The following is a 17,477-nucleotide window of genomic DNA, read 5'->3' as shown; positions in this document are numbered from 1 at the left end:
AAAGTCTCTACTCAAAACCTCGATTATTTTTTGGGGGGATTACAACAGCACCATCTATGATCGCGAAGTGCCCGATAGCAATGCGCGCAGCAGCGGTGTCATCACTTTCGATGGTGCAGAGACGCTTTCTCCCGGCCTGAAGGTGGTTAACGATGCGCCATCGGGGGACCCCAACGATGCGCCCGGGGGCGGCGACGTCTTCAACTGCATCATGGCCTCGAGCCTTGCCAGCTGCAACAGCCCGCGCCAGTCCGGCAAACGCTTCAAACTCGACCGAACCGGCATTGATGCGATTGATCTTGTTTTCGGAACGAACCCCGATGGCACGTTTTCAATCCCGGGTAACGACGGCCTGTACAAGGTATTCCAGAAATCCGGCAATGCGACCGGGAGTAGCCTGCCGGATTTTACCGCCACCCTGGGTACCGGTATTGGCGCTGATTTCCAGTCTTCCACGGCCGACGACGGCCTGAGCTTCGTTGACTTTGGTGCCGACCCGAAGAACAGCCAGTTCAGTTCACTGTTCGCCAGGGGCCTGTTCGGGTCGACCGACGAGGTGCACCCACTGGACGGCTACTTTGACACCCAACGTGCGGGCTATGGCCTGCAACTTACCAGTGCGGACAGTTTTACGTCCACAGGCATATTCGGCGCTTATAGTGCTTTATTTGGTGACCTCCTATCGTATACGCAGGTGCCCAACGGCGTCTTCTACGACGACGACGGCAACGCCGACACAGACAACGTATTGTTGGCGCACCAGCTTGCCGATGGGTCCTGGGTGCAGAACCGTAGCCTGGAATTAGTTGACGACGTCGTGACTGTTGCGACCATTGCCTTCCTCAATAACGGCACATCGTACGACACCCTGGCTGAGCTTCTTGCTGCACTGGCAGACAGCTCCGGCGTTTCCACATGCGATGTGGTAGCTGATGGTGTGGCCTGCCTGACGGGCGTAGAAGGCGTAGACGTCATCGAGGACCTGGCCAAGTTCAACCTGACCTACTCGATTGATCCAACTCAGTTCATGGGAAGCGAATTTACCCTGCGCTTGGCGTCGGTAGCGGCTGTGCCCGAGCCTGCCGGCATTGCAATATTCGCTCTCGGCCTGGGTGCGCTCGGTTTTACCCGCCGCCGTCGCCTTCGCTGAGCCTTGAGCCCGGGAGTCGTACGTCGAGTCCCGGGCCTTAAAACTCTTCCTGGACCGTGTGCCGAAAACGGCTGTCGGGAAGGTCACGAGGGTAATCAGGCTGTTCGCTGTGCCGCCTGTTCCGCCGCCAACTGCCGGAGGCGATATCGAGCAATCTTGCCGACCGGTGTATAGGGAAACTCGTCCAGGGAAAATATGAATCTGGGGCGAGCGGGCGGCTCATTCACCTGCCCGGCGATAAATGCCGCAAGCACTTCCTCGCTCACACCCTCACCCTCGTGATAGCGGACATACAAGACCGGCAGCTCACCGGCATAGGCATCCGGCATGGCGACGGCGGCAGCCTCCGCCACCGATGGATGACTCATAGCGACCTCCTCGATGACCAGCGGATCAATGTTATGGCCGCTGCGGATGATGATTTCCTTGGAGCGGCCGGTAAGGCGAATGTCACCCGATTCTTCCACTATCGCAAGATCCCCCGAGCTGATCCAACCATCCTGATCGTCTTTGATATATCCGTGTTCTGTCAGATAACCCGCAAAAACCTGTGGCCCTCTGACATAAAGTTCGCCGGAGGCGCCGGGGTCAAGGGGAGCGCCGGGCTTCCCCAGGGAAATTTCCGAAAGCGGTACTGGCTTGCCCGCGCAAGGCGACCGAAAAACCCCGTCGATGGCCTGGTTACAGACAATACCTGCGGTTTCGGTCATGCCGTAAAGCTGGTAAACCGGACATCCGGTAGCTCTCTCAACACGTTTCGCCAGAGCTGTCGACAATGGCGAGCCACCGGTCACCGAGGCGCGAAGCGTCGAGACACTCAGATCATCTCGAGGAGCATCGCTGATCGTCGACAGCATGGTGGGGACACCAGCAATAATCGTGCCTTCAACCTGGTTGAGGATGGACCAGAAATTGTTTATGACCCCAGGGTTTCTTAGTCCCAGTGCTGTCGGGAAAACGACGGTCGCCTGAACGGCTATAGAAGCCATCACCACATCGACCAGCCCGCCAACGTGGAACAGCGGCAGGCCACTAACGATCCTGTCATCAAAGCTGTAGCCAAAACCCGCCGCCGCCATAAGACCACCGGCGGCCAGGTTTCTTTGGGTCAGGCCGGCCAGCCTGGGCTCGCTCGTGGTGCCACCAGTGTGAATAAGCGCCGCCACCCTGTCCGCATCCTGTCCGGCAACTGGGGCAGCAACTTTACCCTCCGACAGGAAGTCTTCCCAGCTCGCACTGCCTGGGGATGCCTCGCCCGTCACGGAGAGCTCCACCAGTTTGATGCCGCCAGCGGCCTGTACCGCCTGCCCGACCCGCTCCCGGACATCAAGCGCAGGGTGCGCGCCCATGGTTATCACCAACCGTGTCCTGGCAAGATGGAACTGGGACACCAGTGCATCGGGTGACAGCAACAGATTCACCGGAAATGCCACCGCGACACTGGCAGCTGCAATCAGCGCGGAAACTGCCTCGGGCAGCAAGGGCAGGAATATGGCCACGCTTTCGCCAGGTTTGATATCACTAAAGCGAATGGCAGACGCCAGCTTTTCGGTTTCTTCCAGCAAATGGCGGTAAGTTACCGATATTGGTGCGACCCCATCGGCGGATGGCAGGTAGACGATCGCCAGTTTCTCGGGATGGCGACTGGCGGCGCGTCGCAGCAAATGCAGCGGGGTCGGGTTTTCATTCAGAAGCTTACGGACATGATCGTTATCGTTTTCAATTGCCGGTCGCATCGTGGCTCTTCCTGTTAACAATTCGTGCAATTACCTGGAGACGCCAGGCGCAATGGGATCACCGGAATCACGTTCTTTTACCGCCTGCTTGAAGCCCACTTCTTCAGCCCTTTCCTTAAACCAGACCCCCTCCGGGGAGTGCCGCGCAACGCCATCAAACAGGGATGCAAACATCTGGGTGGTCTTTAGTCCCATGTTGTCAAATGCGGAGTTGATCATCAGCTTGCTCATCATCAGCTGGTTTCTGGGCACTCCCTTGATACGATCAGCCAGCTTATCCACGACTTCGTCCAGCTGATCAAAGGGAACCGAATCGAGCACCAGCCCCATATCCATGGCGGTTTGCCCGTCGACCAGGTCGCCGGTAAACAACATGCGCTTGGCTTTTTCCGCACCCAGCCGATAGACCCACATGGCCGGTGTCGGGATGCCCCATACCCGTGCGGGCGGATACCCGATTTTGCCCTCGTCCGTCATAATCACCAGGTCACAACACAGCGCAATATCGCTGCCCCCGGCTACGGCATAACCATTCACCTTGGCGATAGTGGGCTTGTTGGAACGCCACAGAGACATGAATTTCTCGGTGTTACCATACATGAGGTCGAAATCGACCATTGGGTCCCAGGGCATCTCCTGCTGCCCCTCGTTGGCACCCGGTGTTTGCGCGTAATGCTTCAGGTCGTAACCACTACAAAAGGAGCTCCCCGCGCCGGTCAGCACGATCACGTGCACACTCTTGTCGCGATTCGCCATCTCGACCGCCTGGGCCAGCTCCGACGGCATATTCGCGTCAATCGCGTTTAATGCTTCTGGGCGATTCAGCATGATGGTGGCGACACGATCACTGACCGAATAGGAAATACTTTCGAAAGACATGTCTCAATCCTTTTGTTACGCTATTATGCACTTAAAAAGATTTATTGTAACTTTTGTCCCGTGAGTGTCAACGTGAAAGAACTCGATCTCCCTGAGATGTCCCCCAAGCTGGTAATCCTGGACGTGCTTTCCGTTGCCGGCGACATCGCCCTCACTTCCCCCATGCTTGCCCGCAGCGGTGAGATCATGGGCTTCAAACCGGGCTCCATGCGGGTTGCCACAAGCCGCCTGGCGACCGATGGATTGATCAAAAGTCCTCGACGAGGCGAGTGGCAGTTGGCAAAGACCGGCACCTGGATCAAGGAACAGTCCCGATGGACACTCCGCGAGGAGCTGGTCAAGCCGTGGCAGGGAGACTGGTGGGTTGCGTCAACACAGTGGGTATCCCGCTCCAATCGTCCAGAATGGCGTTCACATGAAAACGCCCTTTGGCATCGGGGTTTTGTAGAGGCCGGCCGAGATTATTTTGTCCGCCCCGCCAACCTCAACCTGACATTTTCACAACTACTCAGTGAGCTGGCGGCTCTTGGCATGTCGGCAGAGTCGCTGGTTTGCCACGCGATGGCGCTTTCAATGGCGCCCGATACAATGCTCTGGGAAGCCCGAGAACGTAATGACCTTTTTCGGGCGCTCGCCTCCAGGATAGAAGCTTTGATCAGTTCAACATCAGCCAGTATGACAACCAGGCAAGAAGTTTGCCGGGATTACCTCCGGCTCGGAAGAAAGGCCGTCTGGGCGCTGAACATGGACCCATTACTGCCAAAAGAGTGGAACGACAATACCGACACGGATCATCTGCTCAGCCTGATGCCGCGGTTTATCGCCAGCGGCAAAAAGCTTTGGTTGGAACAACTCGGAATTGACTGACACAAGGCGATAACCGGACGGGCAGAGCCTCCTGCGAAGCGTTGCTGCTCGTCCGGATATGCCGTTAAAACCCATACGGATAAGTGTCAGGCATTTTCGCTTTGTCTTCGCGAATATCAATTGCGTGCAACCCTCTCGTTTCATCAAAGAAAATAAAATGGTCATAACGCTGGGGGATAATACTGGGAACGTAGTTGCCGTAACGTTCGTGTCGTGGGTTATAAACCACACCCACGGCACGGTGCGGAACGCGTCGCTGCAGTTCCGGTACATCCATCAAATCACCAGAGGCAATATAGAACTGTGTGCCGGCCTGGTGGCACCATTCCTCCCAGCTGTTTTCGCGCGCCTCCGGAAGGTCTATTTCCTGCACCGGTGAACCCCAGGAGCTCCCGGCGAGAACACTTCCGCGGTAAGAACCAAAGCCGATCAGGGCAACCTTGTCCCGCCCGTACTCCTCGCGCCCGAGTTCACCGATATTGTACAGGCCTGCGTCACCCATATCGGTATATGAAGCATCGCCAATATGGGTGTTGTGGGCCCAGACAATACCCTTCGCATCGCTACCATGAAACGCCATTAAATGGCTCAGGGTGTCCATCATATGCTGGTCACGAAGGTTCCACGTTGACTCGTCGCCCGATGCCATAATCCGGTAATAACGCTCGGCGTTGTTACTGACCATCGCATTTTGCTCCACACTGAATGTTTGCTCGCGATCCGTATTGTAAGTGGGTACTTTGCTGCGAATTTCCCGCAATAGTTGCGTAACTTCAGCGCTACAGCCCTCGGGAACCAATCGCGTCGACAGTGCGTAGCGCTGGCCATCGCCGTCCCGGTGAGGCTCAAAACAGCGCATCGCCATTTTCGCGGTTTCAAACGCATCGGGATCTTCATCTTTCAGATAATCCATTATCGCATCCATAGATTCCCACAAACTGTATACATCCAGGCCGTAAAATCCTTTGCGCTTGTTTTCCGCCAGCCCCTGATTCAGTTGACGAAGCCACTGCGCCCACTCGTACACTTCCCAGTTAGCCCACATCCACGAAGGCCAGCGCTCGAAGTGCTGCAAAACCTTGCCGGTGTCTGCAACGGCATCGTCATAATTTTTTACGTGTCGATTCAATTCATAGCATGGTGGCCAGTCGCCCTCCACGGCAACAAAATCGAAACCGTAATCCTCCATCAGTATTTTTGAGATTTTTGCACGCCATTTATAGTACTCGTGCGTCCCATGTGAGGCTTCACCCAACATCACGATCTTCTTGTCTTTAACGGATTCCAGCAGAGGCCGTAGCCCGTCACTGCCGGTAAATTCTTGCTTATGCTGCTGTAAAGCCTTGACCACTGAATTGTCCATAGCACCCCCTTGGTAAAATCGGATTGCGGTCAGTCGGTTTTTTCTTCACCGAACAGGTTCTCGCCGGTGAAACGTTTCCTGCGCAGCAGGGTTTCGCGCAGCTCTCTCGATTCGGCGGTCGCAATGCATGCTTCCTCATGAAACAGTGCTGCCGCACTACTATTGCCCTGCTCGCTCAATGTATCGGCCGTATGCTCCAGCAGCATCGCCGCCTCTTCCAGGCTACGCATTGAAATCCAATAGGTTTCCTCGATCTTTTCGACCAGCTCGGAGAGCAGTGCCGGACGGGTGTAGCCATGACCGGTATGACAGCGGTAGCGTAGCAAACCGCCCTCGTCGATCTGTACCAGCACGCCATGGCACTCGGGACAGGTAAAGGGAGTGAGTTCGCCGGCCTTCATGATGCCCTTGCGGAACGCATCACCGTCTCCGGCGATACTCGTCTCCAGTCCTGCACGCTCAACCACCGTAATCGCGTTACTTGTATCGACCTGTGCCGGAACCTGCAGGGAATCCAGTGAGGCACCCATATCATGAGCGGCAAGACAGTGGTCGATCTCCACCTGGCTCAGCGCACTCAATGGCATTGAATCGAAAGCAGCTTCCGTAGGCAGCTGCACCATGGTTATGCCACCAAGTCGCTTGATCGACCAAAGCCCGGATGTACCGTCATCCAGTGCCCCGGAAAGCACAATGCCCACCACGCGTGCACCATAGCTGTAGGCGGCGGAGCGGAACAATGCGTCTATGGAAGGCCGGAAGCGGTTCTCTTTGGGGCCGCGCTTGATCAGGACATGCCCGTTGTCGAGCAGCAAATGATGGTCCGGGGAAGCGACATAGATTGTGCGGGGCTCGATATGGTCGCCATCGGCCGGATGTTTCACCGGAAAAGGTGCATGTACAGACAGGATTTCCGGGAGCGCGCTGCGATAGTTCGGCGACAGGTGCTGCACGATAAATACAGATGCGTCGAGCTCCGGCGGCAAGCCCTTGACCAGCGCTATCAGACTCTCGACGCCACCCGCCGAGCAACCGACCACGACTATGCGCTCGCTGTCTCTCATTGCGCCTCCCGCTACAATCATTCACAGGATTCAGCATAGCAGTCCGCAGCGAAAACCGAGCGACGGACCTGGTCGGTACGCATTTCGGCGGCATTGGCACGACGGCTGTGTAGATCGTGGCGCTCAGTTTACGTTTTGTAGCGGACACATCGTTTGCACATTAACCCAGGGCATTTGATGAGCAATCGCGGGATGACCGGGATTGAAGGGCTAGTTGCAGACAGGCGGTTGCGCGACCGCTTGTCTGAACATATTTGATTGAAAATTACCCACGATCCGAAGCACCCCAAGTGGCAGAATACTGGTTATACAAACAGTATTCTTTGGGGAGCACATCCATGAATGCCATCGTTCCGCACTCTGCGCTACAAACCCTCGAGGACCAGATCACAGAGCTGGCCGCTCACATCAGCGCCGCAACCTGGCGCCTGTTGGCACTGATCCGGGAATACGACCTGCGCAGCGGCTGGAACGGCGGTGGCACCAAATCCTGTGCCCACTGGCTCAACTGGAAATGCGGGATTAACGTAGGCGCGGCGAGGGAGAAAGTCCGGGTGGCGCACGCCCTGCCCGAGCTACCCCAGATCAGCGCCGCCTTCCGCGAAGGGCGCCTCAGCTATTCTAAAGTACGAGCCATGACGCGCGTAGCTACGCCGGAAAACGAGGATTACCTGCTGATGATTGCCCGCCACGGCACCGCCTCGCACATAGAACGGCTGGTTCGCAGTTACCGTCGTCTCGGGCGCGGTGAAGCACGGCAACAGTTATCGTGCCGGGAGTTGTCCTATTACATTGACGATGACGGCTCGTATGTTATCCGCGGCCGGCTCACAGCCGAACAGGGCCAGCGCCTGTTCCAGGCACTGGATACTGCAGCCGAAGCAATCCCCTACGATGAGGAACACACGCCGGTAATGCGCAGGGCCGATGCGCTGGAAGGCATCGCCGAAAGTTTCCTCACCAGCGCCGCCTGCGATAGCAACGGCGGTGACCGCCATACCCTGCACGTACACACGCGGGTTACGGACCTGCAGGCAGCTGGGGACGTTTCCGCGGAAACGCAACGGCGCCTGGCTTGCGATTGCGGTGTGGTGCACTGGCTGGAAAATGAGCGGGGGCAGGCACTGGATATGGGCCGCCGCACCCGCAATATCTCGCCGGCCCTGCGCCGGGCGCTGGTGCATCGCGACGTCGGCTGCAGTTTTCCCGGCTGCACGACGCACCGGCATGTCGACGCGCACCACGTCGTGCACTGGGCGGACGGCGGTGGCACAAGTCTTGATAATCTCGTACTGCTGTGCCGGTATCACCATCGACTTGTGCATGAAGGTGGCTTCGGCGTAACCCTTTCCGCTGCCGGTGAGAAGCGTTTCAATTATCCCAATGGTACCGAGGTACCCACTGGCGCGGATATGCGTTTCCGCGGAAACGTGTCCGCACTGCAGCTGACACACCGCCATACCCGATTGAACATCGGCCCTAGGTCGCTACCACCGTATTGGCAGGGCGAGCGCATGGATCTGGGGATGGCCATTGATGGCCTGTTGCGTCGCAGTTCTCAGGGGACCGTTCCTGATTCCGCAGACAGTCGTGATAGCACCTTGCCAGGGGCCACACGCCAGCATTACTGAAACTCGCGCACAAAAATGTCCCAGAAGGTCACGAACATCGCTGCCACCAGCGGCCCGATTACAAAGCCGTTCATCCCGAACAGGACGAAACCGCCCAGCGTCGACAGCAGCACAATGTAATCCGGCAACTTGGTGTCACGACCGACCAGGATTGGGCGCAGTATATTGTCAACCAGGCCGATGACACCGGCGCCGTATACAATCAGAATCAACCCATCAAGCCATTCACCGGTAGCCAAAAGATAGATCGCCACGGGCAGCCAGATCAGCCCGGCGCCCACCACGGGAATCAGCGACAGCAGCGTCATCACCACGCCCCACAGAAATGCGCCGGTAATGCCGAGCGCCCAGAAAATCAAACCGCCGAGGGTACCCTGCACCGCGGCCACCACCAGATTGCCCTTTACGGTTGCGCGGGTCACTTCCGCAAACTTGTCGAACAACAGACGCTCGCGTTCATCATCCAAAGGTAACGCCTGCATCAGTTTCTCGACCAGCCGCGGACCGTCGCGCAACATGAAGAATGCAAGATAGAGCATCAGAGACAGATGGAATAAAAAACGCGCGGTGCCTTGCCCGACCTGCACGGCATTCTGGGCGATAAAGCGACTGGCGGTGATGGCGCCACCAGCGAGTTGCTCTCTGAGATTGGTGATATCTACACCGAGCCCCTCCAGAACGTTCTGAATCATTGGAAATGTCTGGCGGATACGATCGATCCAGGCGTCGGGGTCCAGCTCGCCGCTTTCCAGGCGCTGGTACAGGTTAACGCCTTCCTGGAAAAATGACCCGACAACAAACAGCACCGGCACCACACCGATGAACACGCAGGCGGTTAGCGAGACCAGCGCCACCAGGTTGGGCCGATCACCCCAGCGCGCCAGCAGGCGCCGATGCAGGGGGTAAAACAGTAACGCAATAGTACAGGCCCAGAAAACGGCGCCGAAGAAGGGCTTAAGTAGCCAGAGAAACAGCACGGTCACCGAGACCAGTAGCAGATAAAAGGAGCGCTGTTCCAGTTTGTTATCCATCTTGCTTTCCTGTCTGGTGTTTTCAGGTTTTTGTAAGGTCGGCTCTGCTCGAGGCCGCGACCACCGTGCTTAATCCCCTTCCAGAAAATCGAGAATCAGCTCGCTGATTTGCGCCGGTTTTTCTTCCAGCAACCAGTGACCGACATCGTCGATGATTACGAGGTTGGCGTTGGGTATCGTCTGCTCAAGACGACGGCCATAGTCCGCTTTCTGAAATGGATCCTTTTCCCCCCACACAATCAGCGCAGCATGCGGTAACTGCTGAAGTTCCTCAGCTATAGCGAGCGTGTATTCGCTATTCAGACGGCGCAGGTTACGGAAAAAGGCCTGCTTTCCTGTTTCACTGGACCAGGGCTTCGCATAAATATCGATTACCGATTCGGTCATGACCTGTTTATCGACAACCCCCTGCGGCATGAAGCCGCGAATCATGTCGACGAATTCGTCAAGTGCCATGTCAGCTTCAGCTCCTGGTTTCTGCAGGGGCTCGAATTCCGGGATGGGCCAGGAGTCGAATGACACGGTATCCATCAGCACCAGGCGATCGAAGCGCTCGGGTCTCTCTACTGCCATTAGCTGTGCTACGCCACCACCAATATCGTGTGCGACCAGATGAGCCCGCCGAATACCCAGTGCATCGAGAAGCCCGAACATGATTCCTCGCTGGGCGTTGATCGACACATCCGCGCGTTCGGGCATGTCCGAATGACCATAGTTGAGCAGGTCCGGCGCAATAACACGAAACCGCTCTGACAGGACCGGGATGACATCGCGCCACATCAGGCCATTGGTCGGGATACCGTGAATCAGCAGCACGGGCACACCTTTGCCCTCGTCAATATAGGCAATTCGATGGCCATCGACCTGCGTGAATTGCCGGGTGTAGGTCGCGCTCGTCGAAGAGCTGTCAGCAGTCTCTTGTGCGGCAAGGAAGGAGGGGTGACTTATCGTAAAAAATATGACAATTAGAAAAACAGGTTTGAAGATCTGCATGACTGTCTCCTTCTAGAGTGACCTGAGGGTATACGGGTGCCGGCCCTGATGTCGATTTCAGCCGGGGCCCCCAGTATAGTACCGCACTCAATATGGCAGGGCTTCTTCAAGCCTGCTCAGGCACGGCCGCAACGGCATGTATCGTGCCCGGACCAGCAGATGGCGCCTCCTGTCCCAGTTCCTGCCGGGGGTGTGTTGTGCGGCCGCACTGTGCTTGCATAGTCTGGAATCCGACCGTAAGGTTAAACTATGATGGTGATTTTCGTGAACATCCGGCACTGGAGAATTTGAAATGACGCATGGTGATACACGACAACAGGCGAAGACCGCGCAACTCTATCGAATGGTGACCGACGAGCATGTCTGCCCTTTCGGCCTCAAAACCAAGGACCTGCTCGAGCGGCAGGGCTTTGACGTCAAGGACCACCGCCTCGAGACACGGGAACAGGCCGACGACTTCAAGCGCGAGTACCAGGTGGAGACTACGCCGCAAGTCTTTATAGGGGATAAGCGGATAGGCGGCTATGAGGAGGTGCGAAAACACTTCGGGCTTGATGTGCCGGGAGAAAAAGAAGTCAGTTACCGGCCGATCGTTGCTATTTTCTCCACCGCGTTCCTGATGGCATTGGCAGTGGCCTGGGCGGCGCTGGACACGCTGTGGTCCATACGCACCCTGGAGTGGTTCGTTGCCATCTCCATGTGCCTGCTGGGCTTACAGAAACTCAAGGATCTGGAAAGCTTCAGCACCATGTTTCTCAACTACGATCTGCTGGCCCAGCGGCAGGTGCGTTACGGCTATGTCTATCCTTTCGCTGAAACGCTGGCCGGCATCCTGATGCTGGCGGGCATGCTGGTATGGCTGGCCGCACCTGTGGCACTTTTTATCGGCATCGTCGGGGCGATATCGGTATTCAAGGCCGTTTATATCGACAAGCGCGAACTCAAGTGCGCCTGTGCGGGTGGCGACTCGGATGTGCCTCTGGGCTTCGTGTCCCTGACCGAAAACCTGATCATGATTCTAATGGGATTGTGGATGCCCATCAGGATGTACTTGCTTTAATAAACCAGGGTAACTTCCCACCCTGACAGGAGCACCAGGATGACCGAACGCAGAGTCGCCTTTATTACCGGCGCCAGCCGCGGCATCGGCGCGGTCACCGCCATCGCACTGGCCCGAGCGGGGTACGACCTGGCCCTGACAGCCCGCACCCTGCGCGAGGGTGAACAGCACGAACATGGCAGCTGGGAGTCACAGGCGACCGCCCTGCCCGGCAGCCTGGAAGCGACCGCCGCGGCTGCCCGGGCACACGGGGCGGATACGCTGCTGCTGCGCTCGGATATCCTTGACATGGAGAGCGTGCTCGCCGCGGCGGACCGGGCCCTGGAACATTTCGGTCGTGCGGACCTGCTGTTCAACAATGCCTGCTACCAGGGGCCCGGCAATATGCAGCGAATACTGGATGTAACGCTGGAGCAGGCGAACAATGTTTACCGCGGCAATGTAATGACACCCCTGGCGCTGGTGCAGAAGCTGCTGCCGGGCATGCTGGCGCGGGGCACGGGAAGTGTTATCAACATGGTTTCCGGATCCGCACTGGCGGACCCACCCGCGCCCGCAGACCAGGGCGGCTGGGGCTTTGTCTACCCCTCCTCCAAAGCTGCCCTGATCCGCATGGTTCCGAGCCTGCGCGTGGAGCACGCCGACAGCGGCGTGCGCTTCTTCAGTGTGGAGCCAGGCTTCGTCCTGACTGAGGTCATGAAAGCCAATGGGTTTGGCGACGACATCCCTACTCTATACCCTGCCACGGCACCGGAAGCCATTGCCGATATAGTCGTGTGGTTGGCGGAGTCCGCTGAAGCCCTGGCCTGGCATGACAAGGGTGTGATCCGCGCGCCGCAGTTGCATCGCAAGCTGTTCGGCAATGACAACCCGGGAACTTAAACCATAGCGTTATGGGCTCGCCACTGCAGAACTGCCCTTACGCTCACTCCACTCAAGCACCATTACTGTAAGCGAGGGCAGCATGGTCAGGGTCACAATGGTGGCCCCCACGATCCCCGCCATCACGATCACGCCAACCCCGCGGTACAGTTCGCTGCCCGCGCCGGGCAGGAAAACCAGTGGCGCCAGGCCCACGATAGTGGTGATTGTAGAGATCGCAATCGGCCGCAGACGGGAGCTCACTGCCTCGCGAACGGCCTCTACCGGCAGCAGTCCTTCTTCCTTCAGGTTACTGATGGCCCGATGCACAATCAGGATGGGGTTGTTAACCACCGTACCCATCAGAATCAGGAATCCGAGCATCGAGATCATGTCGAATGGCTGGCTGAAACCGCCCAGGCCCAGTTTACCGGTCACGGCGCCAAGCAGGTTCATTAACGCCAGGCCGGCAATGCCACCGGCGATACCCAGCGGAATGGTCGCCATGATCAGCAGCGGGTAACCCCAGTGGGCGAAAATGGCCACCATCAGCAGATAGATAATCACCAGAGCCACCAGGTAGTTGCTGCTGAGCGCATCGCGAGTGGCATCAAGCTGGTCCGCGGCGCCGGAAATACTGAGGTTCACACCCGCCGGCACTGCCCCGCTCTCCTGCAGGTAATGTACAACCTCCTCACGTACTATCCCGACGCCCGTTTCCAGGGCCACGGAGCGCGGGGGGATGATATTCAGGGTCACCGAGCGACGGCCATCCAGCCGACGGATACTGCTGGTATCCACTGTCTCGATAACTTCGGCAACATCGGAAAGGGGCAGCGTGGTATTGCCGGGCACATAAATGGAGATGTTCTGCAACGTATCCAGGGACGCACCCGGGCCCTGTTGGTTGTAAAGGTAAATATCGATTTTATCGTCGGCGAGGAAAAACTCATTGACGAATGCGCCGTCTGTCAGCGCCGCCACAGTGAAGCCAATGTCTTCGGTGGTAAGGCCCAACTCGGCTGCCCGTTCCCATCGGGGCCTTACCTGCAGCAGTGGCTGTCCCAATGACAGACTGGAGGGACGCGTCTGGATACTGGGGTTGTCGAACACCTCCTCGGCCCGGTTATAGGCCGCCCGGGCTACGGTGAACAGTGCTCCCAGATCGGCGCCGGACACGTCCAGGTTGACACTGCGGGTACCCCCGTCATTACTGCTGATAATCGATCCCCGGGCGGCAAAGGCTCGCATTCCCGGATAGGTTTCATACTTGCGCACCAGCGCGGCCATCAGCTCATCAATTTGTGATGGGTCCGTGGACTCGGAAATGATTCTGAGACTCTGGGGGCCAATACCCATATTCAGGTAGCTCATCGCGGGCACAGCGGTCTCGCCGCGGCTGAATCTTGCAGGGTCATCACCCACAAATTGCAGGAAGTAGTCCTGCAGTTCCATACCGATCTCCGTCATGGTTTCCAGGTTGTAGCCCGGGGGCGCATTCATAAAGGCAAATGTTTTCGGCTCCTCCCCCTCGGGCAGGTATTCCGCAGGAGGAGTCAACAACAGGGCGATGGCCCCGCTCACCACCACGGTCAGCAGAATGCAGCTGACACGACGACGCGGCGTTGCTATCAGCCAGCCTATTTTATCGGTGATTCTAGCCTGTAGCGGGTGGTCATTTCGGGACTCTCCCTCGGTATTCGTGCTGAATGACAAGCGTGCACTGGCGGCGGGGATCACCGTAATGGCGACCACCATTGACACCAGGATGGAGGCGGAGATGGCAATGGCGATATCCGAATATAACTGGCCGGCCTCTTCGGCAATAAAAACCACAGGCAGGAACACCATTATGGTGGTCAGGGTTGAGGCGAGCACCGCCGGCCAGACTTTCCGCACACCGGCTACCGCGGCCTCAAGCTTTTTCAGACCGCGCCGCCGCTCGAGCTCAATGCTCTCGAGTACCACAATACTGTTATCAAGGGTCATGCCAATGGCAAAGGCGACCCCCGCCAGGGAAATCACATTGATGGTCCGTCCCGCCAGCAGCAGGCCCAGGAAAGCGGCGATCGTGCAGATAGGTACCCCGATAACGCCCAGGGCCGTCGCACGGAACGAGCGCAGGAACAGGTACATTACGGCAGTGGCCAGCAGCGCCCCGAGAATCAGGTTTTTCCAGACATTGAAAATAGACGCTTCGATGTAAACCACATCGTCCGCAGTCCGCTGTAATTCCATGCCTTCAGGATTCAGCAACTCATCATTGATAAGCACCAACTCCTGCATCATCGCCTCCTTGATGGCAATCACGTTGGAGCCACTTTCCCGTCGTACCGAAAGGCTGAGCACAGGGCGCCCGTCGACATAGGATTTGTTGCGGATCTTGAAGTGGTCCAGCTCGACTTCCGCCACGTCGGCAAGGCGGGTGATACCGTCCCCATCGCGGGCCAGTATAAGTTCGCGCAGATCATCAAGATCCTCAAAGCGGCCCATGGTGCGCAGTAAATAGCGCCGCTTGCCGCTCTCGATTTCACCGCCCGACACATCCCGATTGCGCTGGGCAATCGCCGTGCGCACGTCATCAAGTGTCAGGTTGCGCTCAGCCAGGCGTTTCGGGTTCATATGGATCTGGATCTGGCGCGCGGCACCGCCGCCGACATCTACCTGGGATACTCCCGGCACTCCGGACATTCGCGGCCGCACATTGTCTTCCACATAATCGCGCATCATGTCCATATCCAGCTCCCTGGGGTTTCCCTCCAGGGGTGAAATACGGAAATACATAAAGGCGTTGGCGGAGAACGAGGTGGCGTAAACCCTTGGCTCGTCGACATTGACCGGATAGGAGGGTACCTGGGTGAGCGCGTTATTCACCCGAATAAGAGTCTCGGTAATATCGACACCGAACGGAAACTCAAGCTCGATCTGGGCAGAGCCGAAATTGGCCGAGGACTGCATCTCCTCCAGATAGGGAATGTTGCGCAGGTATTCCTCCTGCTCAATGAGAATTTCCTTCTCAATATCCTGCGGCGTGGCACCAGGCCAGCTGGTCTGGATGGAGATGGTGCGCACTTCCAGGTCGGGAATCATCTGCACGGGTATTCTCAGTGCAGCGATGATACCGAGTACGCAAATGATGAGCACGGTAACCGTGACCAGGATGCCGTGGCGAACAATGTGATCAAACACGGATTAGTTCCCCAGGGTTTCTGTGGCGCCGGCGTCGCGTGGCTCAGCCGCTTGCTCCGGCACCACTGCCTGGCCTTCCTGCAGGGCTTCATTGCCGCGGGTGACAACGACACTGCCCGGCGCCAGCCCGGAGCGAATTTCCACCAGGCCGGAGAAACTCATTCCCGTCTCCACCCGCTGCTCACGCACCTGGCTCTGTGCGCCCCACTCAGGCTCGTCCACCACCCACACGGTGACCCGCCCGTCCGGGTAGCGTATGAGTGCATCCCTGGGCACGGCAATGCCGGTGTTATCGGTGTCGATTCGCAGATAGCCCGAGGCAGACATGCCGGGGATCAATGACCGGGTCGCTTCCTCGGGGAGACTGAGTCGTAACAGAAAAGTACGGCTTCCTTCCTGGCTGACCGGGACTTTGCGCTGAATCTGGCCAATAAAGCTCTCGCCCGGCAGCGCGTCAAAGCTCATGCGCACTTCGGCATCTTCCTGCACCAGCGGATAGTAGCGTTGCGGCACCCGGAAATCGGCGCGCAGCAATTCGGTTCCCACCAGCTCCAGCAGGGCATCGCCCGGGGTCACCCACTCGCCCTCTTCGGTCTGCTTGGCGCTGACACTCCCGCTATAGGGCGCACGCAGCTGATGTCGCTCAAGCTCCGCGGCCAGGCGGTCCAGGTCGGCCTGGGCGGCATCGAGCTCGGTCCGCCTGACCCGCTCCCGGGCCTGTAGCGTACGAACTTCGCTGGCGGCGATACTGCCTTCGGCCAGCGTTTCAGCCTCCCGGAGGCGTCGCTTGCTTTCGGACCATTGCTCTCGAGCCTGCTCCACCTGGGCCTCGGCGCGAGCCTTGTCGATCGCCGTGAGCTCCGAATCGAGTTCAAGCAGGATATCCCCACCATCTACCCGGTCCCCGAGGTCGACATGCAGACGCTTGACCAGACCACTAACCTGGGTGGATAGCCGGGAAACCCGGTCCGTGGTAACGGAGCCACTCAGCGGCACATCCTCCACCAGAGCACGCTGCCCAATCTCCACCGCTTCTACCTTGATGGCATTCTGGGCGATGGTTGACGCGGGTATCATTAGCAGGAGGACACTACTGAGGGAAGCGAGTAAAGGTGACTTCTGCATGCGATAGTTTTTAAGCATAGTAATCTCGTTGGACAAGGCCAGACCCCCTGGCACAATGACAAAGTACGCCTTCATGGTAACGCTTTTGGTGTACGAGCTGATACGCGATCATGTGTCGCGGGCTCATAAGGGGCTTGATTCCCATGTCCCTGCGCCTTCCGCCTGAATCTTATTGACAATCATTCGCATTAATATTATTGTTTTTTGCAGTAACCTTCTGGAGTAAAGAGAGCCCATGTATATCTGTCTTTGCAACAACGTCAATGACACACAGATTCGCGGAGCCGTGGCGCAGGGCGCGAGTAGCCTGGATGACTTGCGCGATGTGCTCGGGGTTGCCAGTCAGTGCGGGCAGTGCGCCTGCATGGCCGAAGAAGTGCTTGCGTGTGAACAACAGCGCCTCGGTTTGTTCTATAATGCGGGTCGCCAGGGCCATCGGGCCGGCCAGCCACGAGATATGGTTGCCGCTACCGCCCTCGCCTGAGCTATCATGGGAGCACTATTCCCGACACTACACCCAGGAGGCAC

General features: G+C 57.8%; 14 protein-coding genes. 6 read left to right on the top strand and 8 right to left on the bottom strand.

Annotation, left to right across the window (positions count from 1 at the left end):
* Positions 1-1,150 (top strand): choice-of-anchor F family protein (locus tag CWI75_RS16835; protein WP_146003625.1); only part of this gene is annotated, 1,150 nt, incomplete at its 5' end.
* A gap of 95 nt (positions 1,151-1,245) precedes the next feature.
* On the opposite strand, the gene CWI75_RS16830 is transcribed toward CWI75_RS16835, so the two are convergent.
* A complete protein-coding gene (locus CWI75_RS16830) occupies positions 1,246-2,886 on the bottom strand; it encodes an AMP-binding protein (RefSeq protein ID WP_101522689.1) in 1,641 nt (546 codons plus the stop codon).
* A gap of 30 nt (positions 2,887-2,916) precedes the next feature.
* Positions 2,917-3,765, bottom strand: coding sequence for a crotonase/enoyl-CoA hydratase family protein (locus CWI75_RS16825; RefSeq protein WP_101522688.1), 849 nt, complete (start codon positions 3,763-3,765; stop codon positions 2,917-2,919).
* 72 nt (positions 3,766-3,837) lie between these two features.
* Here CWI75_RS16825 and CWI75_RS16820 point away from each other — a divergent pair, with 72 nt between their 5' ends.
* The gene (locus tag CWI75_RS16820; protein WP_146003624.1) at positions 3,838-4,632 is read left to right on the top strand and encodes a hypothetical protein; all 795 of its coding nucleotides are present in this window, start codon (positions 3,838-3,840) and stop codon (positions 4,630-4,632) included.
* Positions 4,633-4,696: 64 nt separating this feature from the next.
* Here the strand turns inward: CWI75_RS16820 and CWI75_RS16815 are convergent, their stop codons facing one another.
* Together CWI75_RS16815 and CWI75_RS16810 are read right to left on the bottom strand one after the other, a co-directional pair.
* Entirely contained in the window at positions 4,697-5,995 is a 1,299-nt protein-coding gene (locus tag CWI75_RS16815) for an erythromycin esterase family protein (protein WP_101522686.1), read from the bottom strand.
* Positions 5,996-6,024: 29 nt separating this feature from the next.
* Positions 6,025-7,059 (bottom strand): chemotaxis protein CheB, encoded by a 1,035-nt coding sequence (locus tag CWI75_RS16810; protein ID WP_101522685.1) that lies wholly within the window; start codon positions 7,057-7,059, stop codon positions 6,025-6,027.
* A 338-nt stretch (positions 7,060-7,397) separates the two neighbouring features.
* Between CWI75_RS16810 and CWI75_RS16805 the strand changes: the two genes are divergently transcribed.
* Complete coding sequence (locus tag CWI75_RS16805) at positions 7,398-8,690, top strand: HNH endonuclease signature motif containing protein (RefSeq protein ID WP_101522684.1); 1,293 nt, start codon at positions 7,398-7,400, stop codon at positions 8,688-8,690.
* Here the strand turns inward: CWI75_RS16805 and CWI75_RS16800 are convergent.
* Together CWI75_RS16800 and CWI75_RS16795 are read right to left on the bottom strand one after the other, a co-directional pair.
* Complete coding sequence (locus tag CWI75_RS16800) at positions 8,684-9,721, bottom strand: AI-2E family transporter (protein WP_101522683.1); 1,038 nt, start codon at positions 9,719-9,721, stop codon at positions 8,684-8,686. The genes CWI75_RS16805 and CWI75_RS16800 overlap by 7 nt on opposite strands.
* A gap of 69 nt (positions 9,722-9,790) precedes the next feature.
* Positions 9,791-10,714: an alpha/beta fold hydrolase gene (locus tag CWI75_RS16795; protein WP_101522682.1), complete on the bottom strand. Its 924-nt coding sequence runs from the start codon at positions 10,712-10,714 to the stop codon at positions 9,791-9,793.
* A 292-nt stretch (positions 10,715-11,006) separates the two neighbouring features.
* Here CWI75_RS16795 and CWI75_RS16790 point away from each other — a divergent pair, with 292 nt between their 5' ends.
* Positions 11,007-11,774 (top strand): glutaredoxin family protein, encoded by a 768-nt coding sequence (locus tag CWI75_RS16790; RefSeq protein ID WP_241521273.1) that lies wholly within the window; start codon positions 11,007-11,009, stop codon positions 11,772-11,774.
* Between the two features lie 39 nt (positions 11,775-11,813).
* Positions 11,814-12,656 (top strand): SDR family NAD(P)-dependent oxidoreductase, encoded by an 843-nt coding sequence (locus tag CWI75_RS16785; protein ID WP_101522681.1) that lies wholly within the window; start codon positions 11,814-11,816, stop codon positions 12,654-12,656.
* Positions 12,657-12,665: 9 nt separating this feature from the next.
* On the opposite strand, the gene CWI75_RS16780 is transcribed toward CWI75_RS16785, so the two are convergent.
* Both CWI75_RS16780 and CWI75_RS16775 read right to left on the bottom strand, forming a co-directional pair.
* Positions 12,666-15,824, bottom strand: coding sequence for an efflux RND transporter permease subunit (locus tag CWI75_RS16780; protein WP_101522680.1), 3,159 nt, complete (start codon positions 15,822-15,824; stop codon positions 12,666-12,668).
* 3 nt (positions 15,825-15,827) lie between these two features.
* Positions 15,828-16,967 carry an efflux RND transporter periplasmic adaptor subunit gene (locus CWI75_RS16775; protein WP_162300116.1) on the bottom strand — a complete coding sequence of 380 codons (1,140 nt, stop codon included), beginning with the start codon at positions 16,965-16,967 and terminating at the stop codon, positions 15,828-15,830.
* A 217-nt stretch (positions 16,968-17,184) separates the two neighbouring features.
* Here CWI75_RS16775 and CWI75_RS16770 point away from each other — a divergent pair, with 217 nt between their 5' ends.
* Positions 17,185-17,433 carry a bacterioferritin-associated ferredoxin gene (locus CWI75_RS16770; protein ID WP_101522678.1) on the top strand — a complete coding sequence of 83 codons (249 nt, stop codon included), beginning with the start codon at positions 17,185-17,187 and terminating at the stop codon, positions 17,431-17,433.
* The last annotated feature ends 44 nt before the right edge of the window (positions 17,434-17,477 follow it).

The sequence above is a fragment of the Kineobactrum sediminis genome (genome assembly GCF_002868715.1).
Taxonomy (GTDB): domain Bacteria; phylum Pseudomonadota; class Gammaproteobacteria; order Pseudomonadales; family Halieaceae; genus Kineobactrum; species Kineobactrum sediminis.
Note: the sequence above shows the minus strand (reverse complement) of the source record. Positions and strands in the feature narration are given on the sequence as shown.